The following is a 20944-nucleotide window of genomic DNA, read 5'->3' as shown; positions in this document are numbered from 1 at the left end:
GGGCCGTCTTTTCAGGCCGATACAAAGAGTGAAAACATATGAGGCAGGATAGCCGGCTCTCCCGCATGTTGCATGTGTTGATCCATATGGATCATCACGACGGCGCCATGACGTCAGAAGAAATCGCATCAATGTTGGACACCAATTCGGTGGTGATCCGACGCACGATGGCTGGGCTTCGCAAGGAGGGCTATGTGCATTCCGAGAAGGGACATGGCGGTGGCTGGACACTGGCGCGACCGCTGGACCAATTGACCTTGTTTGACATTTATCGCGCTGTTGGCGAGCCGTCGATTTTTGCGGTCGGCCCGGCCTACGACATGCCCGGTTGCGTTATAGAACAAGCAGTTAACGAGAAACTTAAAAGCGTTTTCAATGAAGCAGAGCAGCTGCTTATGATGCGATTGCAAGGCATCACCCTTGCCGATATCGCGCAGAATTTTTCTGCAAGTCTGGCGAGGAATGGCCATTCGGGAAGAGGAAAACCGACCTCTGTCTGAAGCTCCAGCTGGAGACGACCTGCCGGTTGGCTATTGCTTCCGTTGCGTCCAGGGCTCCACAATTTAACGATCATGAATAAGCCACATTAGGACAGGGTTCCTTGCCTTGAAGGCACGTGCAGGGACCGTGCTCTTTGAGGTTGAATCCGCGTAAAACCTCATTCAGCAACGGTTCATGATCACACCGGTAACGCTTCTGTGAAGTTGCCGCAATTTGCCTCTATTCGCATTCCAGCATGCGCGGAATCGGAAGCAGGCATTTGCTTATCAGTTCTGCTTTCCAGAAGGAGAAGGATATATGTCTATTCGTTCCAAGCTTCGCGCCACTGTTGCGATACCGGTGATGTCTGTCTGTGTTTTCGCACAGCCATCTTTCGCTGATATGCTGTCGCAGCCTTATCAAGTGGCACAGGAAAACAGCGAAGAGCGAGCACCTCAGGAACAGCCGCCGGCAGAGGGCGAGCGTCCTTCTGAAGAAGGTCAGGGGCGTCGTCATGCTGAGGAGCAGAAGCAGGCTGAACAGGAAGAAGCGCAGCGTCAAGCCGAAGAGCGCAAACGTGCCGAGCAGGAAGAGGCGCATCGCCAGGAAGTAGAAAAACAGCAGGCGGAAAAGGCAGAGGCTGCAAGGCAGGCTGAAGAGCGTAAGGCGGCAGAAGCGGAAACGCAGCGTCAGGCGGCTGAGGAGAAAAAGGCCGCTGAAGAAGCTGCCGCGCAGCAGAAGGCCGCCGAACAGGCACAGCGTAAAGCTGAGGAACAGCAGAAAGCGGAGCAGGAAGCCGCGGAGCGCCAGGCTGAGAAGCAGAAGCAGGAGAAAGCTGCCGCCGACGAAGCTGAAAAGCAGGCTGCTGAACAGAAGAAAGCCGCAGAGGAAGAGACGCAGCGCCAGGCCCAAGAGAAGAAGCCTGCACCGGAAGAAAGCGCACCGAAAGGCGAGGCTGAACCGGAGCAACAGGCTCCTGCCCACAAAAAGCCAGCCGCGAAGACGCCGGATGCAAGCGGTGTATCGGAAGAGACCGCCAAGGAACCCGTTGAGCGACCGAAGAAGAAGCCGGCCCCTGCCGACGATGCGCAAGCACAAAAGCCTGAGACGCAGCCGGAATCTGCGCCAGCTCCAGTCCAGCCGACCGAGCCGCAGACTGGTGAAACCAGCCCTGTTCAGCGGTCGGAACAACCAGCCGTCAAAGAACAGCATGGCAAGAAGAATCGCGAGCAATCACCGGTAGAACAGCAACCAGCGGAGCAGCCGCAGGAAGCTGAAAAGAAGCCAGAGCCTGTGCCAGCAATCGTAGACAAGCGCTCGGCAGCCGAAAAGGAAGCCATCGCGAAGGATCCGTCGAAGACCGATGAGACGGTGGTTCTTCCGGTTGAGAATGGCGCTGCTATTCTCGATAGCGACAAGGATGCCGATAATAGCGGTGGCAATCAGGCTCGCGAGCAACGTCGCAAGCAACGTGGCCAACAGCGTGAGAACGAAGCATCAGCGCCGCCACCTGCAGACGACGCTTCCGCTCAGGTTGCCATCCCCGAGCAGATCAAGGCCGATCTTCCCAAAAAGATTGAAGCCAATCTGAAGGAAAAGGGAAAGCGCGTCGATGAAGCACCCGCTTTCGTTGTCCCGGAAACCACAAATATCGTGAACAACACCGTTGTTAACAACACGGTCGTCAATAACACGACGGTCAACAATGTGACGAACAACGTCAGCAACGTGAAGGTGCTTGAACAGGTTGATAACCGTGTTGTTATGGATGTGGGCGACCGGATGTTCGTGCGCGGTGATGACCGCCCACGACTGCGTCGCAACGCAGAAGAAGCCTATTATGATGAGCTTCCACGCGGCCGCATGCGTGAAACGATTGTGCGTCCCGGTGGATATCGTGTGGTTACTGTTTATGACCGCTATGGTGATGTTGTGCAGCGCTCCCGTATCGACCGCGACGGCAATGAGTATCTGATGGTCTATGCCCCCGACTATGAAGATACGCCGCGTGCTGCCATCGCCGATGTGGGTTATGATCTGCCACCAATGCGCCTGACGATCCCTGTCAGCGACTACATTATCGACGTAACAGACGACCGTGATCGCGACTTCTATGACTTCCTGGCAATGCCACCAGTCGAGCGTGTTGAACGCGTCTACACAATCGATGAAGTGCGCCATTCGGCACGTCTGCGCGATAAGGTGCGTCGTATCGATCTGGACACAATCCACTTTGCGACCGGCAGCGCTGAAGTCTCGCTTTCACAGGCCAAGACGCTGCGCAAAGTGGCTGATGCCATGCAAAAGGTCCTTGCCAAGGACCCCGGTGAAACTTTCTTCATTGAAGGTCATACGGATGCTGTCGGCTCTGATCGGTCGAACCTCGTTCTTTCCGACAAGCGCGCAGAGTCAGTCGCAAGCCTGCTGACGGAAGTCTATGATATTCCGGCTGAAAATCTTGTCACGCAGGGTTACGGCGAACGGTTCCTGAAGATCAAGACTGATGGACCGGAGCAGGAAAACCGTCGCGTTACTATAAGACGTGTAACGCCGCTGGTTCGCCCGGTAGCGCAACGCTAACCACGGGTAGCGCATCACAAGTAACAGTTCAGGCCGCATGACAAATGCGGCCTGAGCTACAACGACTAATCTCCCAGCACCTGTTTGTCGTCACCGTCGCGGGATCGGACAAGCTCCTCCTTGATCTGTCGGAGCACATGGGCAGAGCGATTGCGGTCGGCATAGGCAACCATATTTGCCAGAATATCGATCGTCGCCAGATAGGCGTAACGGGTGGATGTGGGGCGAAAGATATTCTTGCCTTCATCAAGATCGATTGTGATCACCAAGTCAGAAGCCTGTGCAACAGGGGAGTTGCTTTGGGTTATCGCAATCGTGGGAATAGCGCGGGCGCGCAGCAAGTTCATGCAATGCACCAGATCGCGATCTCGTCCCGTGATGGATGAACCGATGACCACTGTTCCCGGTTGGGCGGCGGCTGAGAGCATATGGTTCATGCTGTGATCGGTTGATGCATTGATGCGGCATCCAAGGCGGAACAACCGGTTGTGGAGTTCATTGGCGATCATGGCCGAGTTGCCGGTAGCACCAAAAGCCTGAATAAAATCGGCTCCCCGCAGCAAATGGGCGGCCTTCTCCAATGCGACCAGATCGAGTTGGCGGTGGAGTTGAAAAAGCGCGTTCTGTGCTTTGGTGATAATGTCTTCCGCTACTTCTTCTACCGTGCTGGTTTCCGTTTCCGGCATCAGATAGCGCAACCCGACATAGGTGATCTTTGCCAGTTGCACCTTGAAATCGGAATAGCCCTGACAACCAATCCGTCTGCAAAACCGCGTTACGGTCGGCGGAGATACGCCCGCTTTCTCAGCCAACTCGCCAATGGAGGAGTTGACGACGAAATCGACATTTTCAAGCACAACAGCAGCAAGCTTTTTTTCGAGACCGGAAAGCCTTCCTTCCTTGTCCGACAATGCGTGAATGACGTCCATGGGATCTCCGGTCGGGTTGCAACTAAGGTTGGCAGGCAATCTTCCAAGCGTATGCTCTGAAAAATAATTACATAACTATGGAAATTTTCTACGTTCTGATTAATGATTATCTCTCAACTGAGGTCAATCAAGAAAATAATATACACCGCCATCGATCATCGCGTTGTACACCCGAGAGAGGCAATCCATGACGTTCCCTTGGCCAGAAGCCGGCACCCCACTTGAAAACATCCCCACGCCGATGCCGGTCATCGATGAAGATCGTATGGCTGCAAATATTGCGCGCGCGCAGGCCTATTTCGATCAGCATGGGAAGGCTTTTCGTCCGCATATCAAGACGCACAAAATCCCCTCTGTCGCGCGACGGCAGGTGGAGGCCGGCGCCAAAGGCATCAATTGCCAAAAGATCACCGAGGCGGAGGTTTTTGCCGGTGCCGGTTTTGATGACATTCTGATCACCTATAATATTCTGGGGGCAGCGAAGCTCGCACGGCTGAAAGCGCTCAATGAGAAAGTCGGTGGATTGAAAGTGACTGTCGACAGTGACTTCACGATCAAGGGACTTGGTGAGACCTTTGATTCCAAGCGACCGCTTGCCGTGCTGGTGGAATGTGATACGGGCGGCAAGCGTTGCGGTGTACAGACGCCGGATGCCGCTGTCGCGCTGGCTGAACTGATCTCCGCTCAACCGGGGCTGCGCTTTGCGGGTATACTGACGTATCCGGCGGCGGGAGGGGCAGCAGGGGTTGAGAATTTCATCGTCGAGACAATGACAAAACTTGCCGCGAAAGGAATAGATTGCCCGATCCGTTCCAATGGCGGCTCACCGGATCTCTATTCCGCGCATCTTGTGCCATCAGCCACTGAGCATCGTGCCGGCACCTATGTCTATAATGACCGCAGCATGGTTCGGGCAGGGCATTGCACCCATGACGACCTTGCCATGCATATTCTGGCGACTGTGGTTTCGAGACCTGCGCCGGGCAGGGCCGTGCTTGATTGCGGCTCCAAAGCCCTGACGTCCGATCTTCTGGGCTTTGTGGATCATGGCGTCATCGAAGGGTTCGACGGCGCACGGGTTGTTGCCCTTTCGGAAGAGCACGGTGTGGTTGATCTGACGGACTGCGCACAGGAATTTCCGCCCGTGGGAGCTGTCGTCCGCGTCATTCCGAACCACACATGTGTCGTCAGCAACCTTTTCGACCGCATGGTTTTTCATCGTAACGGCGTGGTGACTCGCGTTGAAGATGTTGCCGCGCGTGGCACCGTATGGTGAGTTACGTCTTGTCCGTGGTGTGAATTGACAGCGCGCGCCAAAAATAATGAACAGAATTTATGAAAAAGGAGCCGGATTTTCCGGCTCCTTTTTCATCTGATAAGTAAAATTATCTCGCTCGACACATTCTTCCTGAAGCCAAAGGCCTTGAATGAACGCGGATTTTTGACATGTTTCTGCGGAGAGGTCTCCACCGCATCGTGAAAATCAATTTCACAGATTTTCATCCAGTGACCTGCCGTAGTGCCATGATCACGATATCCGGTTGACACAGCCAATATTCGACGCATTATCAAGAAAATAAATTACAGAAAATAATCAAAGGGCGAACACAAGGCGGAGACCATCTTCATAGACCGATTTCAATTGTTGTGCGGACGGGATCGTCGGACTGCGTGAACTGCTCCTTGTGTGCAGGACGTGGAGACAATCCTGAAGCCAGCACGCGTGATCGTGAGGTCGTGTGCGTGATCATCTGCCAATAATACGTCCCTCGCTTAACCCGTGCCACCTGGAACCAACACATGCGCATATTCACAGCCTCGATGGCTACGGAAACGAATACATTTTCTCCCGTTCCAACGGACATGGATGCATTCAAGGCTGCCTTTTATGCCGGGCCGGGTGAGCACCCGGAAACACCGACTTTGTGTTCATCGGTTGTGCCACTCTTGCGACGCCGCGGCAAAGCTGAAGGTTTCACGGTTATCGAAGGCACATCCTGCTGGGCTGAACCTGCCGGGCTCATTCAACGCCAGACCTATGAAACGCTGCGTGATACAATTCTGGCAGAGCTGAAAGCAGCGCTGCCTGTGGATGCTGTCGTTCTGGGGTTGCATGGTGCGATGGTGGCGCAGGGCTACGATGACCCGGAAGGAGACTTTCTGGAACGAGTGCGCGCAATCGTCGGTCCTGACATTCTGGTCGCTGCCGAATTCGATCCGCACAGTCATCTGACCGCAAAGCGTGTGGCCAATCTCGACATCATGGCAACGTTTCTGGAGTTCCCGCATACGGATTTTGAAGAGCGCGGAGAGCACGTCGTTGATCTGGCTCTCAGGACGCTGCGTGGGGAGATCAAGCCCGTCATTTCGACGTTTGATTGCCGCATGATCACTATCTACCCCACCAATCGTGAACCGATGCGGTCCTATGTAGATCGTCTTGTGGCCATGCAGGGCAAGAATGGCATCCTGTCGATTTCTGTGATCCATGGTTTCATGGCTGGTGATGCGCCTGATATGGGAACGCGGATCGTTGTCGTTACCGATAATGACAAGGCCAAAGGCGACCAGCTTGCACGCGCGTTGGGTCATGAATTGTACCGTATGCGCAAACTCACGGCTATGTTGATGTTCGATACAGAAAGGGGCCTGGACCGTGTGCTGAGCGTGCGCGCCAGCGATCCAGCGCGTCCTGTTGTGATCTCCGATATCTGGGATAATCCGGGCGGCGGCGTGGCGGGTGACGCAACCTATATTCTGCGCTGCATGTTCGAGCGCAAGCTCGACAATTTCGCCGTTGCCACCATCTGGGATCCGGTTGCCGTTGCCTTCTGCCACGCGGCAGGCGAGGGAGCCGAGCTTGAAATCCGCGTCGGCGGCAAGTCGTCATGGCAAGGCGGCGAGCCACTGGATTTGCGCGTGACCATACAAAAGGTGGCGGATGCAGGCTGGCAGAGTTTCCGCAATAGTCGGGTCAATCTTGGGCGTGTCGCGGTGATCCGTCCTGTTGGAACGCAAATCGATATCATTCTGATTACCAGCCGGTCCCAGACCTATGAGCCGGATATCTTCACTAACCTTGGGATCGATTTTGCCAACAAGGATTTCCTCGTCGTCAAGTCGACCAACCACTTCCAGGCCGGGTTTCAGCCGATCGCATCGGAGATCGTCTATATCGCAGCGCCAACATCATACCCGACCAATCCGGCGGTGACACGATACAGGAAAGCAAGTCTGGAACTCTGGCCACGGGTCGCCGATCCGTTAGGGCTGGACTAACAATCGCGAACCATCAATCAGTTCAATCATAAAAGGGGAGTTACAATGAAGAAACGTTTCCTGCTCGCGGCCACCGCAGCACTTCTATGTTCAAGCGCCATGGCTTTCGCGCAATCATCGGATGGTGTTCTCACCATCGCGACCATTGGCGAGCCGCCAACGCTGGATGCGATGCAGACTCCAACCGATATTGTTCTGACGATTGATCAGCATATCTTTGAGACGCTTTACACCTATGATGAACAGTGGAAATCAGTTCCATTGCTCGCCGCCGGTATGCCGGAAATCTCCGAAGATGGTTTGACTTACCGGATTGCACTGAGAGAAGGGGTGAAGTTCCACGACGGTAGCGATTTTGACTCCAAGGACGTCGTTGCCTCCTTGAAGCGTTGGATGGAAATCAACTCAAAAGGCAAGCAGGTTGCTGGTATCGTGGACAGTCTGACTGAAGACGGCGACCATGCCGTCATCATCAAGCTGAAGTCGCGTTATGCGCCGCTTCTCGCCACGCTCTCGCAGGCATCGATTATTATCCCGTCCGAAACTGTCGCCGATACGCTGACGAAGTTTGTTGGCACCGGTCCCTACGCGCTGAAGGAACGCAAACCGGATCAGTACACGCAGCTCGTGCGCTTCGATGACTATAAGTCCCCGGAAGGCGCGCCAAGCAATTATGCAGGCAAGCGCGAAGCCATTGCAAAGGAACTGCGTTTTGTGCCTGTTCCCGATGCGAATACGCGCGTTGAGGGACTGATTTCCGGTCAGTTTGATTTCGCAGATTCTCTTCCTGTCAGTGCCTATGAGCGCGTTGAAGCGAGTGGCAAGGCAAAGCCGGTCATCTTCAAGAACTCCGGCTGGGCCTCCATGAACATCAACATGAAGGAAGGCGCGCTCGTCAAAAAGGAACTGCGTCAGGCGGTACAAGCTGCACTCAACGCCTCCGACATGATGCTCGCAGCCTTCTCCGATGACCGTTTCTACAGCGTCGATGGCTCCATCTTCCCCGAAGGCTCGTTCTGGCACACTGAAGCCGGTGTTGCCCGCTATGGCGAAGGTGATCCGGAGACAGCGGCCAAGCTCCTGAAGGATGCCGGATATGACGGCACGCCGATCAGGCTCTTGACCAGCCGTCAATATGAGTTCCACTACAAGATCGGTGAGGTGGCGAAAGCCTATCTTGAGGCAGCCGGTTTCAAGGTGGACATGCAGGTTGTCGATTGGGCTACATTGACGACACGTCGTGCCGATCCCAAGCAGTGGGATATCTTCATCACCCATTCGAATTTCCCTGGCGATCCGACGACGATTAACACCATCACGGATACCTATCCGGGCTGGTATGTGTCGGACCAGAAAGCCAAGGCCGTCGCTACCTATATGGATGCGACGAGCGATGAAGCAAAGCAGAAGGCGTGGGAAGGCATCCAGACTGTTATCTATGATGACGCGCCGCTCTATAAGGTCGGTAATTTCAATGCGCTTTCCGGCGTTGCAGATGGGGTTTCGGGTTATACGCCAACCTACTGGCCGCATTTCTGGAATGTAGCCCCGAAGAAGTGAGGCAAACCATGTCGAGGATCGTCCGGGCACTGTTGCATCGTTTGATAGGCATGGCCGTCGTACTTGCCCTTGTTGTGACGGTTGTATTCGTCATTGTCCGGGTCACGCCGGGCGATCCCGCTGCCGTCATGCTGGGGTCTGACGCGACCCCTCAGGATATTGCAGATTTGAGAGCGCGGATGGGGCTGGATGCGCCCCTTCTGGTGCAATATGGCCAGTTCGTACTGGGCATATTCCAGGGGGATCTGGGTCAGTCTATCTTTCTCAATCAGCCCGTGACGCAAGCCCTTGCTTCGCGTGCGGAACCGACATTTTTTCTCACGCTGTTTTCGATATTGATTGCAGTGCTGATTGCGTTGCCCGTTGGGGTTTTCTCTGCGGTCAAACGAGGCACTTTCTTTGACCAGACCGTGGTGGTGCTGACCATGGTCGCCGCAAGTGTGCCCAGTTTCTGGCTGGGCCTCCTCCTCATTCAGATTTTCGCCGTGCAATATGGCTGGTTCCCGGCGTCAGGTTATGGTGGTCCCGATACGAGCTTTCTGGAGCGTTTACATCACCTGATTTTGCCTGCTGTGGCGCTTGGGGTTGTTAATTCCGCACTGATTACCCGCTTTACACGCGCTGCTATGCTTGATGTGTTGGGGGATGACTATGTGCGCACTGCCCGTGCAAAAGGTGCTAGTGAACGACGTGTGATCCTCAAGCATGCATTCAAGAATGCGCTTGTCCCCATCATCACCGTCATCGGCCTTTCCATTGCAATGCTGGTCGCTGGCGCCGTGGTAACGGAGACTGTGTTCGGCCTGCCCGGCATTGGCAATCTGGTGGTGTCGGCGGTTTTGCGCCGCGACTATCCGGTTATCCAAGGCACGCTGCTTGTCGTCGCCGCCATCTATGTCCTGATCAATTTTGTGGTCGACATGCTCTATATTCTTGTAGATCCGAGGGTACGCCTGTGACGCTCGCTTCCATTTCCTTGCCCTTTGCATCGAGCTTGCGGCGTCTGTTTGGCAATAGAGCAATTTTGCTCGGTGCGCTCATTCTGCTCATTGTCGTGCTGGCCGCGATCCTTGCGCCATGGGTTGCACCCTATGCGCCCAACAAACTGTCTATCGTCAACAAGCTTCACGGACCGTCCTGGACGCATTTATTCGGCACCGACGAATTCGGGCGCGATATCTTCTCGCGTGCCATTTATGCGGGGCGTATTTCGCTGCTGGTCAGCCTCGGTGTGGTTGTGATCTCAACCGTTCTGGGTGTCATACTGGGTGTCACAGCCGGATATTTCCGCAAGCTGGATACGTCAATCTCCAGACTGCTCGACGCGATGATGTCCTTTCCGGATATTCTGCTGGCGATTGCGCTCGTTGCAGCACTTGGTCCTTCGTTGATGACCGTTATCATCGCGCTTGGGATCACCTATGCACCACGTCTGGCGCGTATCGTGCGCGGCTCGACACTGGTGATCCGCGAGATGCCCTATATCGAAGCGGCAATTTCGCTCGGTCTTCCCACCTGGCAGATATTGTTGCGTCATGTGCTGCTCAATCTCGCTTCTCCCATTCTCGTGCAGGCGACGTTCGTTTTCGCTTCGGCAATGCTGGCAGAGGCAAGCCTGTCATTCCTGGGTGTGGGCGTTTCGGCGGACATGCCAACCTGGGGAACCATGCTGGCGTCGGGGCGTGAATATATGAACAACGCACCCTGGCTTATGCTTTTCCCCGGCCTTGCCATCGTCTTTTCCGTCCTTTCGCTGCAACTTGTCGGCGACGGCCTGCGCGATCTCGTCGATCCGCGTCTCGCGAAGGAAAGTTGATCATGTTTGAAGAGCATAACGGCGATATTCGTCCTGTTCTGTCGGTTGAAAATCTGACCACCTCGTTCAAAACGGCGGAGGGTTGGCGGCCCGTTATCCGCAACATCAATTTCCATGTGAACGCTGGCGAGACGGTTGCAATCGTGGGGGAAAGCGGGTCAGGCAAAAGCGTCACCGCGCTTTCCACGATGCGGCTTTTACCACCTGCAAAATCGAAGTCGGAAGGCAAGATTTTGCTCGATGGTCGTGATCTTCTGCAGGTGTCGGAAGCCGAAATGCGCTCGGTAAGGGGCGGCTCCATCGGGATGATTTTTCAGGAGCCGATGACTTCGCTCAATCCGGTTTTCACGATTGGCAATCAATTGGCTGAAGCCTTGGTCCTTCATCAAAAACTGAGCTGGAAGCAGGCCGAAGACGAAGCCGTTCGTCTTATGGAGCGCGTCCGTATTCCTGCGGCTCGCACCCGCCTGAAAGAATATCCGCATAAGTTCTCCGGCGGTATGCGCCAGCGTGTGATGATTGCAATGGCGCTCGCTTGTCGCCCAAGACTTCTGATCGCCGACGAGCCGACGACTGCTCTGGACGTGACGATTCAAGCCGAAATTCTTCACCTCATTCGTGAACTGCAGCAGGAAGAGAACATGGCCGTTCTTTTCATTACGCATGATATGGGGGTGGTCGCGGAGGTGGCGGACCGTACTGTCGTCATGTTCCGTGGTGATATGGTCGAGACCGGTGGCACGGAAGAACTCTTCGCTGCACCGAAAGAAATTTACACAAAATCTCTACTCGCCTCCATTCCGCGTCTGGGGACCATGGGAGATGCTGCAGCGCCAAAGCGGTTTCCTTCGGTTGATCCGCAAACCGGACAGGCCGCTGACGGCGTGCAGACGAAACCCGTGCCCAAGAACAGAAAGCCGCTTCTTCAGGCGTCCAACATTGTCGTACGGTTTGATCTCCCGAATGGTCGCATTCACGCCGTTGAAGACGTATCGTTCGATCTCCGTCCCGGCGAAACACTTGCATTGGTTGGAGAATCCGGTTGCGGAAAATCGACGACCGGCCGGACGATCATGCGTCTGCTCCAGCCGACATCGGGAAATATCGTCATTGATGGTCAGGATGTGACCAAACTAGGTGCATCGCAGTTGCGCGAAATGCGGCGCAGTGCGCAGATGATTTTTCAGGACCCGTTTGCTTCGCTCAATCCGCGTATTCGCGTAGGCGCGGCAATTGCAGAGCCTATTCTAGCCCACAAGATGATGGGCAAGCGTGAGGCCAATCAGCGGGTCGCGGAACTGCTGGAGCAGGTAGGTCTCTCCGCTTCCGTCGCGGAGCGTTTTCCGCATGAATTCTCAGGCGGGCAAAGACAGAGAATTTCCATTGCGCGTGCGTTGGCGCTGAAGCCAAAGCTGATCGTCGCTGACGAGGCTGTTTCGGCGCTCGATGTTTCGGTCAAGGCACAGGTGGCCAATCTCCTGCTCGATTTGCAGGAGGAGAACGATCTTGCCTATCTCTTCATCAGCCATGACATGGCCGTTGTGGAGCGGATCAGTCATCGCGTGGCGGTGATGTATCTCGGCGAGATTGTCGAGATCGGTCCGCGCGAAGCGATCTTTGGCAATCCTCAACATCCCTATACGCGCCGCCTTATTGCAGCAGTGCCGATTCCTGATCCATCGTCGCGCGGGTTGGTGCGCCCGCAGCTTGGCGATGAAATCAAGAGTCCGTTGCGACCGCTCGATTATGTACCGCCCAAACGCAACTATATTGAAGTGTCGCCAGGGCATCTGGTGCAGGATTTCTCCGAATGGGGCGAGCGGCTAACTGCTGTGTGAGTGATACAACATACCAATTGAATAAGGAGCCTAGACATGAGCAATGAAAAGCTGATCCGTTACGAAACCGCTGACAATCAGGCTGGCGGACAGCGCCGCCCATTTGCAAAAGCGGTTCGCGCGGGCGATTTCGTTTATGTCTCAGGGCAAGTCCCGACACTTGATGGCGAAGTGGTGGTGGGCAATATCGTTGCCCAGACTGAACAGGTTATCACCAACATCAAGGATGTGCTGGCTCTCGCTGAGTGCACATTGGCTGACGTGGTCAAAGTGAATGTCTGGCTTGATGACGCGCGCGATTTTTCCAGCTTCAACGCGGTGTTTCAAAAACACTTCATTGACTATCCACCAGCGCGTTCCACGGTGCAGTCACCATTGATGATTGACGCCAAGGTAGAGATGGATGTGATCGCCTATAAGCCGCTTGCATAAAGCATGCACGACAATCGGCAAGCCGACCCAGCTTGGCTTGCCGATATTTACTTAGTTCTGGTCCAGCACGCGTGACAGGCTGAGTGCAGCCAGTGTGCAGATTGCACCGGATATCAGATATCCGCCAATGAAAATAATGCCAAGGCTGGTTGCCAGACCAAGTGCGACCAGCGGGGCAAAAGCTGCGCCGACCAGCCAGGCAAGATCGGACGTCAATGCCGCACCGGTATAGCGATAATACTGCGTGAAACGAGATGAGACAGCGCCGGAAGACTGACCGAATGTCAGCCCCAACACGCCAAAGCCAATAAGGATATAGGCATCTTGTCCGGCACTTCCTGCATCAAGCAGGAAGGGGGCGGAGAAGCTGAATATGGCGATGATGATGGCGCCAACCATCAATTCGCTCCGTCGTCCAATTCGGTCCGCGACAAATCCTGACAGGATAATGCCGACGACACCAATCGCAGCGCCAGCCACCTGCACCCAGAGGAAGCGTTCGGCAGGCTGTGTGCCTGAAAGGACAACCCAGCTCAGTGGAAAGATCGTCACAAGATGGAACATGGCAAAGCTCGCCAGCGGCACGAATGCGCCGAGCAAGACGTCGGTGCTATGTTTGCTCAACATCTCAAATACCGGCCGCGGCTGCAATTCCTGCGCTTCCATAGCCGCGCCGAATTCACTGCTTGCAACGATGCGAAGACGGGCAAATAGCGCAACGACATTGATCGCGAAGGCGACAAAGAATGGATAGCGCCAGCCCCAGGCGAGGAAGTCCGCTTCGCTGAGATTATGCACGAAATAGGCAAAAAGAACACTGGCGAGCGCAAAGCCAATGGGCGCTCCCAATTGCGGGATCATTGCATACCAGCCCCTTTTGTTCTGGGGCGCACTCAAACTGAGCAGTGAAGCCAGACCATCCCAGGCGCCACCGAGCGCGAAACCTTGTCCCAGTCTGAACAGGGCAAGCAGAAACACTGCCCAATATCCGATCGTCTCAAAGCCAGGCAGGAATGCGATAGACGCCGTTGATCCTCCGAGGATGACGAGGGCAAGCGTCAGTTTCGTACCTCGCCCGTACTCGCGATCAATCCACATGAAGATGAAAGAACCCACGGGGCGCGCAATGAATGCGAGCGAGAAAACTGCAAACGACATTAATGTCGCCGTCACCGGATCGGGTGCAAATGGAAAAATCAGCTTTGGGAAAACAAGGATGGACCCGAGCCCATAGACGAAAAAATCAAAAAATTCGGATGTTCGACCGATGACGACACCGATGGCGACGTTACCCGGCGATAAGGGCTTTCCGTCACTGTGGATGCGTCGCGCGTCTTGTTCAAGACCTGATGATGTCGGCGTGGCGGACGAACTCATGAAACTCTCCGAGGGAAACGTATCATGTGCTTTATGATGTCGCACCAACGCACGATATCAAGGAACAGGGCAAAAAAAAAGCGGGTATAGTTGCCTAAAAGCTGCTTTGCCGTGAAATTTTGATAAACTGAAAAATGGGTCTTCCCGAAATGCATTTGTGCCTTATCATGATTAAAGGAACAGAATGTAGGTCGGGTTTAACATGGACGCATTCTTTAGTTTCATACGAAATACGATACTAGCCTCGCTACTTCTGGGGCTGGCCGGGTGCAATATGGTCGTGATGTCGCCATCAGGGGATATTGCCGCTCAGCAAAGGGATCTCATCGTCATATCGACGATTCTGATGCTGATCATTATTGTGCCTGTCATTTTCCTCACGCTGTTCTTTGCCTGGCGATACAGGCAGTCCAATAGTGCTGCCAAATACGATCCAGAATGGCATCATTCGACAGCGTTGGAAGTGGTTATCTGGACAGCACCCTTGCTGATCATCATTGCATTGGGCGCGATCACCTGGGTCAACACGCACAAACTCGACCCCTATAGGCCTCTCGACAGAATTGACAGTGCAAGGCCAGTTGAGGCTGGAACAAAGCCACTGATCGTCGAGGTGGTGGCGCTCGACTGGAAGTGGCTGTTCTTCTACCCGGACTATGGTATCGCCACCGTCAACGAGATGGCCGCCCCCGTCGACAGACCGATTGATTTCAAGATCACCGCTTCATCTGTTATGAATTCCTTTTATATTCCGGCACTTGCGGGCATGATCTATGCGATGCCCGGAATGCAGACGCGGCTTCATGCCGTCATCAACAAAGCAGGTGAATATGAAGGCTTCTCATCGAACTATAGCGGTGAAGGGTTTTCGCATATGCGGTTCCAGTTTCACGGAGTTGACAATTCCGGCTTCGACAACTGGATAAATCAGGTGAAGCAAAACGGAACCGCGCTGAACCGGGATACATATCTCAAGCTTGAAAAGCCAAGTATCAAGGAACCTGTTCGGTATTTCGGAGCGGTCGAAGACGGGCTTTTTCAAGCCATACTTAATATGTGTGTACGTCCGGGCCAGATGTGCATGAGTGATATGATGCATATTGACCGGATGGGTGGCGCAGGCGTCGACAGCCGGGAAAATAAGGCCAAGCTTCAACACGACAATCGCTATAGCAATGATGCGGCTCAACCCGCAGCAACTGATGTTCAAACTACTCCAAGCACCAATCAGGAACAGGGCCATGACATGCATAATATGCACAACATGCCTTGAGGCTAATTCAGGTCGATTGCGTGACACAGGTTAGGACGAATTAAAGTTAGAGTTCAGACGAGTACACAGGCCCAAACATTGAAAACGCGATGATCGCGTGAATATAACTTCGGGAATGTTCTATCATGATTGGCGGTAACAGTCCTACGAGTATGATTTTTGGACGTCTCACTCTTGAGGCGATACCTTATCACGAACCGATCCTCCTGCTGACCTTCATAGTGGTCGCAATCGGAGGGATCGCCGTCGTGGGGCTGATCACCTATTTCAAGCTTTGGGGCTATCTGTGGAACGAGTGGTTCACCAGTGTGGATCACAAGAAGATCGGCATCATGTATGTTGTTCTCGCGCTGATCATGCTTTTGCGTGGCTTTGCGGATGCTATCATGATGCGTATTCAGCAGGCGCTCGCCTTCAACGGATATGAAGGCTATCTGCCTCCCCACCACTATGATCAGATCTTCACCGCCCATGGCGTGATCATGATTTTCTTCATGGCCATGCCCTTCGTCACGGGTCTGATGAACTATGTGGTGCCGCTTCAGATCGGCGCGCGCGACGTGTCGTTTCCGTTTCTCAATAATTTCTCGTTCTGGATGACAACCGGCGGTGCCGTCATCATCATGATGTCGCTTTTTGTGGGAGAATTTGCGCGTACTGGCTGGCTGGCTTACCCACCTCTGTCCGGTATTGACTACAGTCCTGATGTCGGGGTTGATTATTATATATGGGGCTTGCAGGTGGCAGGCGTCGGCACGACGCTATCTGGCATCAATCTGATTGCGACAATCGTCAAGATGCGTGCGCCGGGCATGTCTTTTATGAAGATGCCTGTGTTTACCTGGACGTCCCTGTGCACCAATGTGCTTATCGTCGCGACATTCCCGATCCTCACTGCAACGCTCGCTCTGCTATCGCTGGACCGTTACGTGGGGACGAACTTCTTCACCAATGATCTTGGTGGTAATCCGATGATGTATATCAACCTCATCTGGATTTGGGGGCACCCGGAAGTTTACATTCTTGTTCTGCCTGCCTTTGGTATTTTCTCGGAAGTGGTGGCGACATTCTGCGGCAAACGCCTGTTCGGCTATGCTTCAATGGTCTATGCGACCTGTGTCATCATGATCCTGTCCTACATTGTGTGGCTCCATCACTTCTTCACCATGGGTTCCGGCGCATCCGTCAATGCGTTCTTCGGGATCACGACGATGATCATCTCCATCCCAACGGGTGCGAAGATGTTCAACTGGCTCTTCACGATGTATCGTGGACGGATACGCTATGAAGTGCCTATGCTTTGGACGATAGGGTTCATGGTGACCTTCGTGATTGGCGGCATGACTGGTGTGATGCTGGCCATACCGCCAGCGGATTTCGTGTTGCACAATTCGCTCTTTCTCATCGCGCATTTTCATAATGTCATTATCGGTGGCGTTGTTTTCGGTCTGATGGCGGGACTGGTCTACTGGTGGCCGAAAGCTTTCGGCTACAAGCTCGATCCGTTCTGGGGCAAGATGAGCTTCTGGTTTTGGCAGATCGGCTTCTTCTTTGCCTTCATGCCGCTTTATGTTCTGGGCCTCAAAGGCGTTACGCGTCGTGTCAGTCAGTTTGAAGATTCATCATTGCAGATATGGTTCGTCATTGCTGCCTTTGGTGCGTTTCTCATTGCGCTTGGCATTGCGTCCTTCGTCATCCAGCTTGTGGTCAGTTTTCTGAAACGAGAACAATTGCGTGACTTCACCGGTGATCCATGGGGCGGACGAACGCTTGAGTGGTCAACCTCTTCGCCACCGCCGGAATACAACTTCGCTTTCACGCCCGTCGTGCATGACCATGACAGTTGGTATGACATGAAGAACCGTGGTTACGAGCGGCCGCTCACCGGTTATCGTCCCATCCACATGCCGCGAAATACGGGTGCTGGGGTCATACTTGCAGGGTTGAGCGTTGTTCTCGCCTTCGCCCTCATCTGGCACATCTGGTGGCTCGCAATCGCGTCCTTTGTCGCTTTGCTGATCACCGCCATCGGCCATACATTCAATTATAAACGCGATTTCTACATTCCCGCTGAAACCGTGGCGGCGACTGAAGATGCCCGTTCGAAACTTCTCGCTGGATAGGCTGAACTATGACAGAGACACATCTGGATCAAACCGAGAAGCCGCAGTTCTATCTGACGGAAGACCATCATCCGGAAAACAGCACCATGCTGGGCTTCTGGCTCTATCTGATGAGCGACTGCCTGATATTTGCTGTTCTGTTTGCTACCTATGGTGTGCTTGGTCGCAATTATGCAGCCGGACCATCACCGGCAGATCTGTTTGATCTCAACCTTGTCGCGATCAATACGGCGATGCTTTTGCTGTCGTCGATTACATATGGCTTTGCCATGTTGCAGATGCAACGCGATGACAAGACCGCAACATTGTTCTGGTTGGGTATCACCGGCATTTTTGGCGCGCTGTTTCTTGCAATCGAAATCTACGAGTTCAGCCATCTTATCCGCGAAGGGGCCGGGCCCGGTCGCTCGGCATTTCTATCCTCGTTCTTCACGCTCGTCGGCACCCATGGGTTGCACGTCACGTTCGGCATCATCTGGCTGATTACGTTGATGTTGCAGGTCATGCGTCACGGCCTGATTGTTGAGAACCGCAGACGTCTGATGTGTCTCTCAATGTTCTGGCATTTCCTCGACGTGATATGGATTGGGGTGTTCTCCTTCGTATATTTGTTGGGAGTTCTGGGATGAGTGTACAAGGCGAGCACCACGGAGCCCAGTCGGGGCATCACGATCACCATGGATCAGGCGCGGATGAAATCCACGCGACCTTTGGCGGATATATGACTGGCTTTGTCCTGTCGGTTATTCTGACAGCCATCCCATTTTGGCTGGTCATGGGGGATGTCTTCGCCAGCAAGCAGCTGACCGCTATGCTTGTCATGGGGATAGGGGCTGTCCAGATCGTGGTTCACATGGTTTATTTCCTGCATATGAGCCCACGCTCTGAAGGCGGCTGGACGCTGATGGCGCTGATCTTCACACTCATCATTGTCGGTATCGCATTGGCTGGATCGCTATGGGTCATGCACCATCTTAACCAAAACATGATGCCGATGAGCCCGGAAATGATGAAAAACATGCCATAGCTGCGGTCGCGACGACCGCCTTCTATGATCAGTCAGCTGAAAGCCGCTGTGACAGGATTTCGGCCACAGATTCAGGCAATGAACCTTGCGGCAATTCCAGAGCGGAAACGGCGCCCATGGCTGCTTGAACGTCGGCGATCTTGTCAGCAAGAGCGCCTGTCAGGCCCAACGCGTCAAGTGTGGCGGCGCTTTCACGCATTTCGGCTGACCGGCGTGCACCGTGACGCAGTGTTCGTTCAAACATGTAGCTGACGTTCTGCGGCCATCCGAGGCCAGGGTAGCTCGCTGAAAGCGAAGAAAGGACGTAGTCAAAGCAACCCGAAGCCGAAGCAGCCAGCATTGTTTCGACGGTTAGTGCTTCCAGCCCTTTGACGAAGAGTGAACGAACCATCTTGATGGCGGTCGCCGCACCTGGCTCCGCCCCGACGACTTCGAAGTTGAAGCCCAGGGTGCGCATTTCCTTGCTCACCTTATCCGCTGTCGAACCGGCGAGCAGCACAGGCGTTTGATGACCTCTTGGGTCAACGGGAGCCATAACCGCCATGTCGAGATAAGTGGCGCCGCTTTTTCCCACTATGGCGGCGGTTTCCTTTTTCCGGTCAGGTGAGACGGAATTGATGTCGATAAACAGCTGACCACTGCAAAGTGCATCCTTGACCGCATTGGCTGCGGCGAAGCTCTGGTCGGCGGTAACAGCGCTGAAAATCCAGTCGGCGCCCGCAATTGCTGCGCCTGCGGTGGGCTTTAATGAAACGCCGCGCGCATTGGCTGCGGCGGCAATTGAGCCGTCCGCTTTCAGGTCGTAGGCGGCTATTATTTTGGCGGTGCCGAGCTTCTGCAAACTGTCCGTAAATGAACGTGCAGCTTCGCCAAATCCAATAAATGCTATTTTCATAGTTCCTCTCAAGACTGGTGTGCCGCCACCAGATCGATGAATTGTTGCTGCGCTGCCGTTGGCATCCAGTTCTTGCGCGTGGTCAAGCCAATGGGGCGCTCGGTATGGCTAAGGTCGAGCGGCAGCTGTTTGAGAAATCCGCGAGCGAGTTCCGCCTGTGCCTGAAGATAGGATATGCAGCCAAGATGCTCGGTGCTGAGCAGCAGTTCGCGCATCAGCACCAGCGAGCTGGATTCGATGAGGCTATCCGGTGCACAATCGGCATTTTCAAACAGCCGGTCGAAGTGCTGGCGGATGGGCGTTTCGCGATTGCCGACGACCCAGGGATAGCGCGCCAGATCCTGAACGGTAATGGTGCTTTGGCGCATCAAGGGGTGTTCGCTTCCGGCAATCAGCGCCAGCGTATCGGTGAAGAGAACCTGTTGTTCCACATCGTCTATAGGTGTGGGAAATCGGAGCGCTCCAATAAGAAAATCGATCTCACCTCGCCGCAGAGCGGAAAGAAGATCGACATAGGGTCCTTCCACAATCTTTATCAGGGTCTTGGGACGCAGAACGCGAAACTTGGCGATTGCCTTTGGCAAAATATAGGACCGCGACAGCGGCATGCCGCCGATGACTACTCGCCCTGTTTCTTCGGAAACTGTATCTGCGACATCGGCTTCCGCTTGTTCAAGCTCGGCAAAAGCCAATCGCGCGGCTTGTGCCAGTTGGACGGTTATGCGGGTGGCGATGATGCCATAGGCGGTGCGCTCGAAGAGCTTGCGTCCTGAGGCATCTTCCAGTTGCGTGATTGCGCGGTGGACGGTGGGCTGGGCCAGATGCAAACGTCTCGCGGCGAGCGTGAAATTCTGAGTCTCATGGACAGCGATCAGCGCTTCCAGCTGAGCCGTGGTGACGGTGATACACAGACGCGGATTGATGCTGGACAGGATCGGGTCGATCAGTTCGAAAGTGCGCCGCACGCGTGTCGCAAAGGCTTCGCCATGCCGGTTCGCAAAGAGGCCGGTGCTGGTGCGGGAAAACAGCGACATGCCAAGCTTGCGCTCGATTTTCGCTAGCGCCTGCGTCACGGCGGGTTGTGAAACATGGCAGGTTTCAGCCGCTCTGGTGACTGAGTTGCTATCGACAACGGCCAGAAACACACGCAGATGCCGGAAATTATGACGCGTATCCGATTGCGAAGACGGCGATATGTGTGGGAAGAGCGGTGTTTCAGCGTTCATTTTTTCAAGCTTGCCAAGGGTAGCAAACTCTAGGCTGAGTTTAACGCTCTGTCCACGAGAGACGCGGCGATGCGGTGTACTTGGCCGGGACTGATCCATGCGTCAAACC

17 protein-coding genes are annotated in these 20944 nt (G+C 54.3%); 13 read left to right on the top strand and 4 right to left on the bottom strand.

Translation table 11 applies throughout. The annotated features are described in order from the left end of the window. Window positions 1-38: 38 nt before the first annotated feature. Together FGI60_RS13510 and FGI60_RS13505 are read left to right on the top strand one after the other, a co-directional pair. Entirely contained in the window at window positions 39-500 is a 462-nt protein-coding gene (locus tag FGI60_RS13510; protein WP_138785638.1) for an Rrf2 family transcriptional regulator, read from the top strand. 298 nt (window positions 501-798) lie between these two features. Then, window positions 799-3060 (top strand): OmpA family protein, encoded by a 2262-nt coding sequence (locus FGI60_RS13505; protein ID WP_138785637.1) that lies wholly within the window; start codon window positions 799-801, stop codon window positions 3058-3060. A 65-nt stretch (window positions 3061-3125) separates the two neighbouring features. On the opposite strand, the gene FGI60_RS13500 is transcribed toward FGI60_RS13505, so the two are convergent. Further along, window positions 3126-3989, bottom strand: a complete 864-nt coding sequence (locus FGI60_RS13500) for a MurR/RpiR family transcriptional regulator (protein WP_138785636.1) — start codon at window positions 3987-3989, stop codon at window positions 3126-3128. A gap of 187 nt (window positions 3990-4176) precedes the next feature. Here FGI60_RS13500 and FGI60_RS13495 point away from each other — a divergent pair, with 187 nt between their 5' ends. The 7 genes from FGI60_RS13495 (at window position 4177) to FGI60_RS13465 (ending at window position 12914) form a co-directional block, all read left to right on the top strand. Next, the gene (locus FGI60_RS13495; RefSeq protein WP_138785635.1) at window positions 4177-5265 is read left to right on the top strand and encodes a D-TA family PLP-dependent enzyme; all 1089 of its coding nucleotides are present in this window, start codon (window positions 4177-4179) and stop codon (window positions 5263-5265) included. 524 nt (window positions 5266-5789) lie between these two features. After that, a complete protein-coding gene (locus FGI60_RS13490) occupies window positions 5790-7268 on the top strand; it encodes a M81 family metallopeptidase (protein ID WP_138785634.1) in 1479 nt (492 codons plus the stop codon). A gap of 45 nt (window positions 7269-7313) precedes the next feature. Further along, the gene (locus FGI60_RS13485) at window positions 7314-8828 is read left to right on the top strand and encodes an ABC transporter substrate-binding protein (protein ID WP_138785633.1); all 1515 of its coding nucleotides are present in this window, start codon (window positions 7314-7316) and stop codon (window positions 8826-8828) included. Between the two features lie 8 nt (window positions 8829-8836). Further along, window positions 8837-9787, top strand: a complete 951-nt coding sequence (locus FGI60_RS13480; RefSeq protein ID WP_210276519.1) for an ABC transporter permease — start codon at window positions 8837-8839, stop codon at window positions 9785-9787. Then, entirely contained in the window at window positions 9784-10644 is an 861-nt protein-coding gene (locus FGI60_RS13475; protein ID WP_138785632.1) for an ABC transporter permease, read from the top strand. Before FGI60_RS13480 ends, FGI60_RS13475 begins: the two co-directional genes overlap by 4 nt. A gap of 2 nt (window positions 10645-10646) precedes the next feature. Continuing rightward, window positions 10647-12482: an ABC transporter ATP-binding protein gene (locus FGI60_RS13470; RefSeq protein WP_138785631.1), complete on the top strand. Its 1836-nt coding sequence runs from the start codon at window positions 10647-10649 to the stop codon at window positions 12480-12482. Between the two features lie 36 nt (window positions 12483-12518). Next, complete coding sequence (locus tag FGI60_RS13465) at window positions 12519-12914, top strand: RidA family protein (protein ID WP_138785630.1); 396 nt, start codon at window positions 12519-12521, stop codon at window positions 12912-12914. A 51-nt stretch (window positions 12915-12965) separates the two neighbouring features. On the opposite strand, the gene FGI60_RS13460 is transcribed toward FGI60_RS13465, so the two are convergent. Beyond that, window positions 12966-14291: an MFS transporter gene (locus tag FGI60_RS13460; RefSeq protein ID WP_138785629.1), complete on the bottom strand. Its 1326-nt coding sequence runs from the start codon at window positions 14289-14291 to the stop codon at window positions 12966-12968. A 202-nt stretch (window positions 14292-14493) separates the two neighbouring features. Here FGI60_RS13460 and cyoA point away from each other — a divergent pair, with 202 nt between their 5' ends. The 4 genes from cyoA to cyoD all read left to right on the top strand — a co-directional run bounded on the left by cyoA (window position 14494) and on the right by cyoD (window position 18714). Then, window positions 14494-15564, top strand: coding sequence for a ubiquinol oxidase subunit II (gene cyoA, locus FGI60_RS13455; RefSeq protein ID WP_138785628.1), 1071 nt, complete (start codon window positions 14494-14496; stop codon window positions 15562-15564). Between the two features lie 125 nt (window positions 15565-15689). Further along, a complete protein-coding gene (cyoB, locus tag FGI60_RS13450) occupies window positions 15690-17687 on the top strand; it encodes a cytochrome o ubiquinol oxidase subunit I (RefSeq protein ID WP_138785627.1) in 1998 nt (665 codons plus the stop codon). Between the two features lie 8 nt (window positions 17688-17695). Next, window positions 17696-18316: a cytochrome o ubiquinol oxidase subunit III gene (cyoC, locus tag FGI60_RS13445; protein ID WP_138785626.1), complete on the top strand. Its 621-nt coding sequence runs from the start codon at window positions 17696-17698 to the stop codon at window positions 18314-18316. Then, a complete protein-coding gene (gene cyoD, locus FGI60_RS13440) occupies window positions 18313-18714 on the top strand; it encodes a cytochrome o ubiquinol oxidase subunit IV (RefSeq protein ID WP_138785625.1) in 402 nt (133 codons plus the stop codon). Before cyoC ends, cyoD begins: the two co-directional genes overlap by 4 nt. A 28-nt stretch (window positions 18715-18742) precedes the next feature. On the opposite strand, the gene FGI60_RS13435 is transcribed toward cyoD, so the two are convergent. Next, the gene (locus FGI60_RS13435) at window positions 18743-19609 is read right to left on the bottom strand and encodes an NAD(P)-dependent oxidoreductase (protein ID WP_138785624.1); all 867 of its coding nucleotides are present in this window, start codon (window positions 19607-19609) and stop codon (window positions 18743-18745) included. Between the two features lie 8 nt (window positions 19610-19617). Further along, the gene (locus FGI60_RS13430) at window positions 19618-20835 is read right to left on the bottom strand and encodes a LysR family transcriptional regulator (protein WP_138785623.1); all 1218 of its coding nucleotides are present in this window, start codon (window positions 20833-20835) and stop codon (window positions 19618-19620) included. Between the last annotated feature and the right edge of the window lie 109 nt (window positions 20836-20944).

The sequence above is a fragment of the Brucella haematophila genome (assembly GCF_005938105.1).
In the GTDB taxonomy this organism is placed as follows: domain Bacteria; phylum Pseudomonadota; class Alphaproteobacteria; order Rhizobiales; family Rhizobiaceae; genus Brucella; species Brucella haematophila.
This window is presented reverse-complemented; position numbering and strand designations above follow the sequence as displayed.

Bases quoted from the DNA above. Each gene is read 5' to 3' on its own strand.
- FGI60_RS13495 (WP_138785635.1), top strand. From the start codon at position 4,177: ATGACGTTCCCTTGGCCAGAAGCCGGCACCCCACTTGAAAACATCCCC.
- FGI60_RS13500 (WP_138785636.1), bottom strand. From the start codon at position 3,989: ATGGACGTCATTCACGCATTGTCGGACAAGGAAGGAAGGCTTTCCGGT.
- FGI60_RS13470 (WP_138785631.1), top strand. From the start codon at position 10,647: ATGTTTGAAGAGCATAACGGCGATATTCGTCCTGTTCTGTCGGTTGAA.
- cyoD (WP_138785625.1), top strand. From the start codon at position 18,313: ATGAGTGTACAAGGCGAGCACCACGGAGCCCAGTCGGGGCATCACGAT.
- cyoA (WP_138785628.1), top strand. From the start codon at position 14,494: ATGGACGCATTCTTTAGTTTCATACGAAATACGATACTAGCCTCGCTA.
- FGI60_RS13485 (WP_138785633.1), top strand. From the start codon at position 7,314: ATGAAGAAACGTTTCCTGCTCGCGGCCACCGCAGCACTTCTATGTTCA.
- cyoB (WP_138785627.1), top strand. From the start codon at position 15,690: ATGATTGGCGGTAACAGTCCTACGAGTATGATTTTTGGACGTCTCACT.
- FGI60_RS13490 (WP_138785634.1), top strand. From the start codon at position 5,790: ATGCGCATATTCACAGCCTCGATGGCTACGGAAACGAATACATTTTCT.
- FGI60_RS13435 (WP_138785624.1), bottom strand. From the start codon at position 19,609: ATGAAAATAGCATTTATTGGATTTGGCGAAGCTGCACGTTCATTTACG.
- FGI60_RS13430 (WP_138785623.1), bottom strand. From the start codon at position 20,835: ATGAACGCTGAAACACCGCTCTTCCCACACATATCGCCGTCTTCGCAA.
- cyoC (WP_138785626.1), top strand. From the start codon at position 17,696: ATGACAGAGACACATCTGGATCAAACCGAGAAGCCGCAGTTCTATCTG.
- FGI60_RS13480 (WP_210276519.1), top strand. From the start codon at position 8,837: ATGTCGAGGATCGTCCGGGCACTGTTGCATCGTTTGATAGGCATGGCC.
- FGI60_RS13510 (WP_138785638.1), top strand. From the start codon at position 39: ATGAGGCAGGATAGCCGGCTCTCCCGCATGTTGCATGTGTTGATCCAT.
- FGI60_RS13460 (WP_138785629.1), bottom strand. From the start codon at position 14,291: ATGAGTTCGTCCGCCACGCCGACATCATCAGGTCTTGAACAAGACGCG.
- FGI60_RS13505 (WP_138785637.1), top strand. From the start codon at position 799: ATGTCTATTCGTTCCAAGCTTCGCGCCACTGTTGCGATACCGGTGATG.
- FGI60_RS13465 (WP_138785630.1), top strand. From the start codon at position 12,519: ATGAGCAATGAAAAGCTGATCCGTTACGAAACCGCTGACAATCAGGCT.